Genomic DNA, 10,408 nt, shown 5'->3' with positions numbered 1-10,408 from the left:
CAGCCTTGAATTATATACCGGGTTTTTACCCAATCAAACCCAAAATCACACCTTTTTGCAAACCTTCTTCTCCACCACCCAGATCTTCCCAACAGGGACGCCTCTGAACAGCGAAGCCTGTGACTATAGCATGGAAATTTGATGGCATTCAAGACGGGTTGTACAGAACTTCAAGCGCGCGCTGCCACCGCCTCCTCCAGTGCGTCCACGAACAGGAAGGCCACGTTGCAGCCGGTCTGGTCATAGATCTCCTGGAAACAGGTGGGGCTGGTGACATTGATCTCGGTAACGCAATCTCCGATGACGTCCACCCCTGCCAGCAGCAACCCACGGCTGTGCAAGACGGGGCCCAGCGCTTCGGCGATCTCCCAGTCGCGCGCAGACAGCGGGCGCGCCACCCCCTTGCCCCCGGCCGCAAGATTGCCCCGGACTTCACTGCCTTGTGGGATTCGCGCCAGACAGAAAGGCACGGGCTTGCCGCCGATGACGAGGACGCGCTTGTCGCCCTCTGTGATCTCGGGAAGGAATTTCTGAACCATCACGCTTTGGGCCCCATGACGATTGAGGGTCTCCGTGATGCTGCCGAGATTGAGGCCGTCTGGGCCAACCCGGAAAATGCCCATGCCGCCCATGCCATCGAGCGGTTTGAGGATGATGTCCCCGTGTTCGGCATGGAAACGCTGGATGTCGCGCGGATCACGCGTCACCAGCGTGGGACCGATGAACTGCGAAAATTCCATGATCGCCAGCTTTTCCGGGTGATCGCGCAGGGCGCGCGGCTTGTTGAAGACGCGGGCACCCTCCCGTTCGGCCTGTTCAAGCAAGTGGGTGGCATAAAAATATTCGCTGTCGAAGGGCGGGTCTTTGCGCATGAGCACGGCATCGAACGCCGTGAGCGCTGCACTGCGCAGGGGCTGCGCCTGAAACCAGTTGGTGGAATCACCCGTGAGGACAATGTCCCGCACCCGTGCAGTCACTTGGCTGCCGCGCTGCCAGACCAGATCCTGCGGCAGGCAGACCGCCACTGTGTGGCCTCGCCGCTGTGCTTCGCGCATCATGGCAAAGGTGGTGTCTTTGTAGATCTTGAAGCTTTCCAGCGGATCGGTGATGAACAGTAGTTTCATGGTTTCTCAGGAAAAAGGGCCGCGCCGAGTAGGTCGACAGGGCGAACAGGTGGCCGCCTTGGGGGGCATTGCCGTATTCGATGCATCGGATCCAAGTCAGACACTGCCGACGTGGGAACGCCTGTACTGTTGCACAAATAGCGCAAGGCTGCCGGCGACCACGCCCCAGAAGGCAGATCCCACGCCCGCCACCACCACGCCGCTCAGGGTGACCAGGAAAGTGATCAGTGCCGCCTCGCGGTGCGGCTCGTCGCGCAGCGCGGCGGCCAGGCCACTGCCGATGGTGCCCAGCAGCGCAAGGCCTGCAATGGCCACCACCAGTTCTTTGGGGAACGCTGTCAGCAGGCCGGTGACGACCGCGCCAAAAATACCGATCACCACATACAGCAAACCGCAGGACACCGCCGCCGTGTAGCGTTTGTCGCGGTCCGGGTGGGCTTCCGGGCCCATGCAGATGGCGGCGGTGATGGCGCTGAAATTCAGCGCATAGCCACCAAAAGGTGCGAGCACCAACGTCGCGAGCCCGGTCATGGTGATGAGACGGGAGACCGGCAGGTCATACCCCGTGGCGCGGATCACCGCCACGCCCGGCAGGTTTTGCGAAGCCATGGTGACGACAAACAGGGGAAGCGCTAGGCTGATGGCTGCAGACCAGGTGAACTGCGGCGCCGTAAACACGGGCATGGCCAACTCGAAGCGAATGGCCGACCAGGACATCTCCCCACGCAGCGCGACAAATGCTATCGCCAGCGCCAGCGTGATGACCACGGCATAGCGCGGGATCAACCGGCGTGCCACCAGATAAGCCCCCAGCATCAGCAAGACCAGGGGCAGCGCAGTTTCTGCCGCCGCAAAGGCCTGCATGCCAAAGCGCGCCAGCACCCCCGCCAGCAGCGCAGCGGCAATCTCCGTGGGAATGCGGTTCATGACCCGCTCGAACCAGCGCGTGACGCCCGCCAGCGTGATCAGCACAGCGCACACCATGAAGGCGCCCACGGCCTCGGCCATGCTGAAGCCCCCGGACAGCCCGGCGCTCGCCAGCACGGCGGCCCCCGGTGTGGACCAGGCCACCATCACCGGCTTGCGCAGCAACAACGATGGCACCAGGGAACACAGCCCCATGCCCAGCCCGAGAGCCCACATCCAAGAGGTGATTTGCGCCGGTGTGGCCTGAAAGGCTTGCGCCGCCTGGAAAACAATGGCCACGGAACTCGTGAAGCCCACCAGCACCGCGACAAAGCCGGCCGTAAAGGCCGACAGGCTCAAGTCTTTGAAGAATTGCATGTGGGGCATTCTGGCACCGCATCCGGCCAGGCCTGTCTGCCTGACACGCCCCCTGCGCGAGCCAATTTACTATAATTTTAATAGCTTATGGCGCTTAATCCATAAGGGCTAGAGGCCTAAAACACTATAAATAGATTAAATTTCGATCTTGGAACCCAGCTCGACCACGGCGTTGCTGGGCAGGTGCAGGAAATCGGCGGCGCCACTGGCGTTGTGGTGCATCTGGGCAAACAGCTTTTCGCGCCAGGGCGCCATGCCGCTGCCGATGGTGGGGATGATGGTGTCCCGCGAAAGGAAGTAACTGGTGGTCATGGGTTCCACATCACAGCCCTGCACCCGCAACTGGTGCAAGGCACTGGGGATGTCGGGATCGTCCTTGAAGCCGTATTGCACCACCACCTGCCAGCAATCGTGGCCCAGGGGCTCCACCTGCAGGCGCTTGTCCCGTCCGATCCAGGGCACCTCATGGTTGCGGACGGTGACGAACAGGTTCTGGCGGTGCAGCACCTTGTTGTGCTTCAGATTGTGCAGCAGTGCGTTGGGCACGGCTCCCGGCTCGGCCGTCAGAAACACGGCCGTACCATCCACGCGCGTGGGCGGGCTCAAGAACACCGACTCCAGGAAATCCTTGAGGTCGATGGCATCGGCCCGCAGCTTGTCATTGAGCAGGCTGCGCCCTTGCTTCCAGGTCATCATCAGCATGAACACGCCCCCGCCAATCATGAGCGGGAACCAGCCACCCTGGAACAACTTGAGCAGATTGGATGCGAAGAAAGCCAGGTCCACCACAAAGAAAAAGCCAGTGGCCGCAACACACAGCGCCAGCGGATAGCCCCAGCCAAAGCGGATGACAAAGAACGTCAAGATGGTGGTGATCAGCATGTCCAGCGTGACGGCGATACCGTAAGCCGCTGCCAAGTTGCTGGACGAGCGGAACATCACCACCGCCAGCACAATGGCCACGAACAGCCCCCAGTTGACCAGCGGAATGTAGATCTGCCCCGTGTCCCGCACGCTGGTGTGCAGGATGTTCAGGCGCGGCAGATAACCGAGCTGGATGACCTGCTTGGTGACGCTGAAGGCGCCCGTGATGAGCGCCTGCGACGCAATGACCGTGGCCAGCGTCGCCATGACCACCAGCGGCACCAGGGCCCAATCGGGTGCCATCATGAAAAATGGATTCTTCACCGCCTCGGGTTCGGCCAGCAGCAGCGCTCCCTGGCCAAAATAATTGAGCGTGAGCGCCGGCATGGCCACACCAAACCAGGCCAGACGAATGGGGCGTTTGCCAAAATGCCCCAGGTCGGCATACAGCGCCTCGGCCCCGGTGACGCACAGCACCACGGCGCCCAGGATGATGAAGCTGATGCCCGGATGGGCCCACATGAACCCCACCGCGTGGTGCGGGCTCATGGCCCAGAGGATTTCAGGGTGGGTGACGATGTGCGAAACGCCCAGCACGGCAATCGTCAAAAACCAGATGAGCGTGACCGGGCCGAAGAACTTGCCAATGCCGCTGGTGCCCCGCTTTTGCACGGCAAACAGGCAAAACAGCACCACCAGCGTGAGCGGAATCACGTACTGCTTGAAATGGGGCGAAACCACCTCCAGCCCCTCCACCGCGGACAGCACCGAGATGGCCGGGGTAATGACGCCGTCGCCATAAAACAGCGAGGTGCCGAAAATGCCCACCGCCAGCAGCACCTTGCGCAGCCGGGGCTTGTCTTTCACCGCCTGCGAGGCCAGCGCCAGCATGGCAATGAGCCCGCCCTCGCCATTGTTGTCGGCGCGCAGTACCAGCACCACGTATTTGAGGGAGACGATGACCGTGAGGGTCCAGAAGAAAATGGACAGGATGCCGTAGATATTGTCTGGCGTGAACGGCACGTGGCCCGAGCCAAACACCTCCTTGACCGCGTACAGCACGCTGGTGCCGATATCGCCATAGACAACACCGATGGCGCCCAGCGTGAGCGCTGCGAGCGATGATTTGGAGCTTTGCACTGACACCCCCCGCTGCACTGGGCAAGACAGGGTTCCGTAACTTTTGGGAACGCTATTGTGCCCCTGCCCCCTGGTTCGCGCCGTTGCGCCAGAGAGCCTGTTGCAGTGCAGCAACTACCCTCTGGCCTCGGTGCTCAGGGCGTGGCAGGAGAATCAAACCGGTCAGTCGTAGATCTCTGCGTCGGGGTTGGTGGCTTCCAGCTCGTAGCTGGCGGCCAGCATGGCCAGGCGCGCCACCACGCCATACATGTAAAAGCGGTTCGGCGCACTCACGCCAGGGCGCACGCCTGGCTGGGGCAGGTGGGTGCTGTGCTCGAACGCCAGCGGCACAAAGCTGGCACCGGGGGCATTGAGGTTTTCATCCACGCCGCGCTCGGCATGCATGCGGTAAAAGCCGCCCACCACATAGCGGTCCATCATGTAGACCACGGGCTCGGCCACGGCCTCGTGCACGCGCTCCTGCGTGAGCACCCCCTCCTGGATGATCACATCGCTGACCGGCTGGCCGTCCTTGATGACGGCCATCTTGTTCTTGGTCTTGCGGTTCAGGGCATCGAGCTCCTTGGCGTCGCGCACGGTCATGATGCCCATGCCGTAGGTGCCGTTGTTGGCCTTGACGATCACGAAGGGCTTTTCGTGGATGCCATATTCCTTGTACTTGCGCCGCACCTTGCCCAGCAGCGCGTCCACTGAAGTTTGCAAGGCGTCCATGCCCTTGTCTTCGGCAAAATCCACGTCGCCACACTGGCTGAACATCGGGTTGATCAGCCAAGGGGCGATGCCCAGCATCTTGCCGAAGCGCTTGGCCACCTCTTCATAGTTCTTGAAATGCGTGCTCTTGCGACGCACGCTCCAGCCGGCATGCAGCGGCGGCAGCAGGTGTTGCTCGTGGATGTCTTCCAGAATGCCGGGCGCGCCCGCAGACAGGTCGTTGTTGAGCAGGATGGTGCAGGGGTCAAAATCCTTGAGCCCCAGCCGCCCCTTGGTGCGGATCACGGGTTCGAGCATGACCGAATCGCCGTTAGGCAACTCGATCAGGGTGGATTTTTTGATCTCGGGACTGATGGAGCCCACCCGCACATTCAGACCCGCCATGTTGAAGATGCGCTGCAACTGCACCACGTTGGCCAGATAAAACGTGTTGCGCGTGTGGTTCTCGGGAATGATCAGCAGGTTGCGCGCCTCGGGGCAGATCTTCTCGATGGCGGCCATGGCGGCCTGCACGGCCAGCGGCAGCATCTCTTTGGTGAGATTGTTCCAGCCACCGGGGAACAGGTTGGTGTCCACCGGCGCCAGCTTGAAGCCCGCGTTGCGAATATCGACCGAGGTGTAGAACGGCGGCGTGTGCTCCATCCATTCCAGCCGGAACCAGCGTTCGATGGCGGGCATCGAGTCGAGAATGCGCTGTTCGAGTTCGTTGATAGGCCCCGTGAGGGCCGTGATGAGATGCGGAACCATAGATGCCCTCTGGAAGCGATTGCGATGGATTGTAGGGATTTGGGATCGGGCCCGGGATTCGCAAGGCAGCGGCGTGGGCAGCCATCCGCCCGCTAGCGTCGCCAGAATGCCGGGGTGAGCAAGGCCATGAAGCTCAAGATTTCAAGTCGCCCCAGCAGCATGGCCAGCGTGCACACCCATATCTGAAAATCGGTCAGGACCGCAAAATTGGAGGAGGGGCCCACCGCACCCAGGCCAGGCCCGGCGCAGTTGACACTGGCGAGCACCGCCGAGAACGCCGTCACCGGGTCCAGATCGGTCAGCAGCAACACCATGCTCAGCCCGAAGATGGTGGCGCCATACACCAGCATGAAGGCCAGCACCGAGAAGATCACGCGGTTGTCTACCACCGCATCGCCCAGCCGCACCGGCTGCACGGCGCGCGGGTGCACCAAGCGGTTCATCTCCCGGCGCGCCTGCTTGAGCAAGATCAGCATGCGCACCATCTTGATGCCGCAGCCCGTCGACCCCGCACTGGTGGCCACACCCGACAGCAGCAGCATGAACACCGGCGCAAACACCGGCCAGGCCAGGTAGTCCACCGTGGCATAGCCCGTGGTGGAGGCCAGCGACACCAGGTTGAACATGCCGTGGCGCAGGGCATCGAGTGGCGCATACACGCCCTTCACCCACAGCAGCACGGCCACCAGCAGCCCCCCACCCACCAGGGTGAACAAGGTGGCGCGCAGCTCCGGGTCGTGCCAGAAACCATGCCAGTGGCCCTTGCGAATGGCCACGAAATACAGTGCAAAGTTGCAACTGGCCACCAGCATGAAGACGATGCAGATGGCTTCCAGCAAGGGCGACTGAAAATACCCGAAGCTCTGGTCATGCGACGACAGCCCGCCCAGGCTCACGGTGGAGAACATGTGCATCAGCGCATCAAGCGGCGCCATCCCAGCCGCCCAGTAGGCCACGCCGCACAACGTGGAAAACAGGGCATACACGCCCCACAGCCCTTTGGCGGTGCCGGTCATGCGCGGCGTGAGCTTGGTGTCCTTCAGTGGCCCCGCCGCCTCGGCCTTGAACAGCTGGCTGCCGCCCACCCCGAGCAGTGGCAGCACGGCCACCGCCAGAATCAGAATGCCCATGCCACCCATCCACTGCAAAAAGGTGCGCCACACGTTCACCGAGACAGGCAGCGTATCCAGGCCCACCAGCACTGTGGAGCCCGTGGTGGTAAGGCCCGACACGGCCTCAAAGTAGGCATGCGTGAACGACATGGGCCGCCCGATGTGGTGCGCCGCCAGCATCAATGGCACGGTGGAGAACAGCGGCAGCAGCATCCACACCAGCGACACCAGCATCACGCCATGGCGCGGCTGCAGTTCTTGCCGGAACAGGCGCAGGCGCCACCAGAGCCAGGCGCCCGCCGCCAGCGTGCCTGCCATGGCCAGCGGGTAGACATGCCACACCCCGTCTCCGGTCCACAGAGATACCGCCAGCGGCAGCCCCATGGACAGCGAAAAGATCATGACGAGGATGCCCAGCACACGCAGGACGGGAAACATGTCCACCATGGTGTTCTTGCGGGTTTCGTGTCAGAAGAAGGTGGGGCTCACGCGGAAGAGCTTTTCCACATCGCGCACCAGCCGCTTGTGCGGCAGGAAAAACACCACATGGTCGCCGCTCTCCAGCGCCGTGGCGCTGCGTGGAATGATCACCTGCGGCTCGCGCAACTCATCGGCCGACACGTCGGGCGAATCGGGCAGGCCCCGCACGATCAGGCCAATGTGCACATCGCGCGGCAGGGCCAGATCGCTGACCTTGCGGCCCACCACGCGCGACGTTTTACGGTCCCCGCGCACCACGATCTCCAGCGCCTCGGCCACGCCACGGCGCAAGCTGTGCACGGCCTGCACGTCACCCTGGCGCACGTAAGCCAGCAACTCGCCCAGCATGGCCTGTGCAGGCGACAGGGCAATGTCGATCTGCGTGCCATGCATCAGGTCGGCATAGCTGCGGCGGTTGATGAGCGCCAGCACGCGGCGCGCGCCCAGGCGCTTGGCCAGCAGGCAGGACATGATGTTGTCCTCGTCGTCGTCGGTGAGGGCCAGAAAAAGATCGATCTCGTCGATGCTCTCGTCCCCGAGCAGGTTTTCGTCCGTGGTATCACCCTGCAGCACCAGCACATCCGACGGCAGGCGCGAGGCCAGCTCGATGCAGCGCGCGCTGTCGTCCTCGATGATCTTCACAAGAAAGCGCCCCGGCTCCTTGCCCAGTTCCAGCGCCAGGTGCAGGCCCACGCGGCCACCTCCGGCGATCATGATGCGGCGCACCGGCCGCACCGGTGTGGCGTCGCGGCGGTGCAAGGTGGCCAGCACATGGGCGATGTGCTCGCGCGCGGCCAGCACAAAAACCTCGTCACCGGGCTCGATGCGGGTTTCGCCAGCGCAGGCCACAAAGCGGTCGGGCTCTTCCGGAAAACGGCGGTAAATCGCCACCAGGCGCACCGCCACATCGGGCGTGCTGTTGCGCATCTCGGCCACGGTGTGGCCCACCATGGGCGCGCCAGCCCGCGCCCGCACCGACACCAGGCAGGCCCGGCCGCCCGCAAACTCACGCACCTGCATGGCCTCGGGGTAGTCGATGAGCTTGCCGATGTAGTGGGTGAGGGATTCCTCGGGGCAGATGATGCGGTCCACCGCAAAGCCCTCGGGGCCTACCAGACGTTCATCGCGCTGAAACCCGGTGGAGCGCACGCGGGCAATGCGCTTGGGGATGTTGAACATCAGCTGCGCCACCTTGCAGCACACCAGGTTGGTTTCGTCCTGCGCGGCACAGGCGATCAGCAGGTCGGTGTCTTGCGCGCCCGCCTCGGCCAGAACGGCCGGCTCGATACCGTTGCCGACCACGCCGCGCAAATCGAACCGCGACTCCAGATCGCGCAGGCGTTCAGCGTCGGTGTCGATGACGGTGATGTCGTTGCGCTCCGACACCAGGCTGTCGGCCACGCTTTGGCCCACGCGGCCCGCTCCGAGGATGATGATTTTCATGTGGTATTGGCCTTCAGAGCAATACTATCAAGCGCTACCAGCTATGAATACAGGAGCGAATCAGACCCGAACCTCGCCTTCGCCCAGCACCACGTACTTGAGCGAGGTGAGTCCTTCAAGCCCTACAGGCCCGCGGGCGTGGAACTTGTCGGTGCTGATGCCGATTTCTGCCCCCAGGCCAAACTCGAAACCATCGGCAAACCGCGTGCTGGCGTTCACCATCACGCTGGCCGAGTCCACCTCGCGCAAAAAGCGCTGGGCGTGCAGGTGGTTGGTGGTGAGGATGGCGTCGGTGTGGTGGCTGGAATAACGGTTGATGTGGGCGATGGCCTCGTCCACATCTGCCACCACCTTCACGCTGATGATGGGGGCCAGGTATTCCTCGGACCAATCCTGCTCAGTCGCAGGCACCAGCTTGGCACCCGCCACCGATTGCAGAATCGCCAGCGACTCGGGGCAGCCGCGCATCTCCACGCCCTTGGCGGCATACACCGCGCCAATCCTGGGCAAGAACTGTGCCGCCACACCGCGCGCCACCAGCAGGCCTTCGCTCGCGTTGCAGGGGCTGTATTTGCTGGTCTTGGCGTTGTCGGCCACCTTCACCGCCATGGCGATGTCGCAGGGGTCGTCCACATAGGTGTGGCAGTTGCCATCGAGGTGCTTGATGACGGGCACCTTGGCATCGCGGCTGATGCGCTCGATGAGGCCCTTGCCGCCGCGCGGAATGATCACATCCACATACTGCGGCATGGCAATGAGCTGGCCCACGGCCTCGCGGTCGGTGGTCTGCACCAGTTGCACCGCATCTTGCGGCAGACCGGCCTCGGCCAGCGCTTGCTGCACCAGCCTGGCCAGTGCCTTGTTCGATTCGATCGCCTCGGAGCCGCCGCGCAGGATGCAGGCGTTGCCGCTCTTGATGCTGAGGCTGGCGGCCTCGATGGTCACATTGGGCCGGCTCTCGTAGATCATGCCGAACACGCCGATGGGCACGCGCATCTGGCCCACGCGAATACCGCTGGGTTGCTGCTTCATGCCCATGATTTCGCCAATGACGTCGGGCATGGCGGCCAGCTGCTCGCAGCCCTGGGCGCAGGTTTCCAGCACCTTGGGGCTGAGCTGCAGGCGATCCACCATGGGCTCGGCCAGGCCGGCGGCGCGGGCGCGCTCCAGATCGCGGGCGTTGTCGATCTGCAGGGCGGCCGTGCTTTCACGCAGCAGCCGGGCAAGCGCCTTGAGTGCTTTGTTTTTAATAGCTGCTGGCGCACGCGCCATAAGGGCTGAGGCCGTTTTTGCCTGTAAACCGAGGGTGTGGGTGTATTCGGTGACGTTGAGGGCATTCATGGCGCGATTTTGCCGCAGATGCGCCCCTGCCGAATCCCCAGCGCCCTGCTGCCCTTGCCACGGAGAGCGCCAAACCGACCCGCCGACTACGGCAGCAGGCGCGTTTGTCCGACACCGGCGTGCTAGCACCCCTCCTAGCATGAGCGCTTCCCCACCTACCGG

Annotated in this window: 7 protein-coding genes; all 7 read right to left on the bottom strand. The window is 63.2% G+C overall.

The window, feature by feature from the left end; translation table 11 throughout:
- Nucleotides 1-170: 170 nt before the first annotated feature.
- Nucleotides 171-1,124, bottom strand: a complete 954-nt coding sequence (gshB, locus tag B7Y64_RS02270) for a glutathione synthase (RefSeq protein ID WP_291328268.1) — start codon at nucleotides 1,122-1,124, stop codon at nucleotides 171-173.
- A gap of 96 nt (nucleotides 1,125-1,220) precedes the next feature.
- Nucleotides 1,221-2,408: a benzoate/H(+) symporter BenE family transporter gene (locus B7Y64_RS02265; protein WP_291328266.1), complete on the bottom strand. Its 1,188-nt coding sequence runs from the start codon at nucleotides 2,406-2,408 to the stop codon at nucleotides 1,221-1,223.
- Nucleotides 2,409-2,543: 135 nt separating this feature from the next.
- Entirely contained in the window at nucleotides 2,544-4,412 is a 1,869-nt protein-coding gene (locus B7Y64_RS02260) for a potassium transporter Kup (protein WP_291324970.1), read from the bottom strand.
- A gap of 162 nt (nucleotides 4,413-4,574) precedes the next feature.
- Nucleotides 4,575-5,870, bottom strand: coding sequence for a glutamate--cysteine ligase (gene gshA / locus B7Y64_RS02255; RefSeq protein ID WP_291324972.1), 1,296 nt, complete (start codon nucleotides 5,868-5,870; stop codon nucleotides 4,575-4,577).
- Nucleotides 5,871-5,962: 92 nt separating this feature from the next.
- A complete protein-coding gene (locus B7Y64_RS02250) occupies nucleotides 5,963-7,429 on the bottom strand; it encodes a potassium transporter TrkG (protein ID WP_291324973.1) in 1,467 nt (488 codons plus the stop codon).
- A 21-nt stretch (nucleotides 7,430-7,450) separates the two neighbouring features.
- Complete coding sequence (gene trkA / locus B7Y64_RS02245; RefSeq protein WP_291324974.1) at nucleotides 7,451-8,905, bottom strand: Trk system potassium transporter TrkA; 1,455 nt, start codon at nucleotides 8,903-8,905, stop codon at nucleotides 7,451-7,453.
- Between the two features lie 60 nt (nucleotides 8,906-8,965).
- Entirely contained in the window at nucleotides 8,966-10,246 is a 1,281-nt protein-coding gene (locus tag B7Y64_RS02240) for a glutamate-5-semialdehyde dehydrogenase (protein ID WP_291324975.1), read from the bottom strand.
- Nucleotides 10,247-10,408: the final 162 nt, after the last annotated feature.

It is taken from the genome of Acidovorax sp. 35-64-16 (assembly GCF_002281195.1).
Classification (GTDB): domain Bacteria; phylum Pseudomonadota; class Gammaproteobacteria; order Burkholderiales; family Burkholderiaceae_C; genus Acidovorax; species Acidovorax defluvii.
This window is presented reverse-complemented; position numbering and strand designations above follow the sequence as displayed.

Bases quoted from the DNA above. Each gene is read 5' to 3' on its own strand.
- gshB (WP_291328268.1), bottom strand. From the start codon at position 1,124: ATGAAACTACTGTTCATCACCGATCCGCTGGAAAGCTTCAAGATCTAC.
- B7Y64_RS02265 (WP_291328266.1), bottom strand. From the start codon at position 2,408: ATGCAATTCTTCAAAGACTTGAGCCTGTCGGCCTTTACGGCCGGCTTT.
- gshA (WP_291324972.1), bottom strand. From the start codon at position 5,870: ATGGTTCCGCATCTCATCACGGCCCTCACGGGGCCTATCAACGAACTC.
- B7Y64_RS02250 (WP_291324973.1), bottom strand. From the start codon at position 7,429: ATGGTGGACATGTTTCCCGTCCTGCGTGTGCTGGGCATCCTCGTCATG.
- trkA (WP_291324974.1), bottom strand. From the start codon at position 8,905: ATGAAAATCATCATCCTCGGAGCGGGCCGCGTGGGCCAAAGCGTGGCC.
- B7Y64_RS02240 (WP_291324975.1), bottom strand. From the start codon at position 10,246: ATGAATGCCCTCAACGTCACCGAATACACCCACACCCTCGGTTTACAG.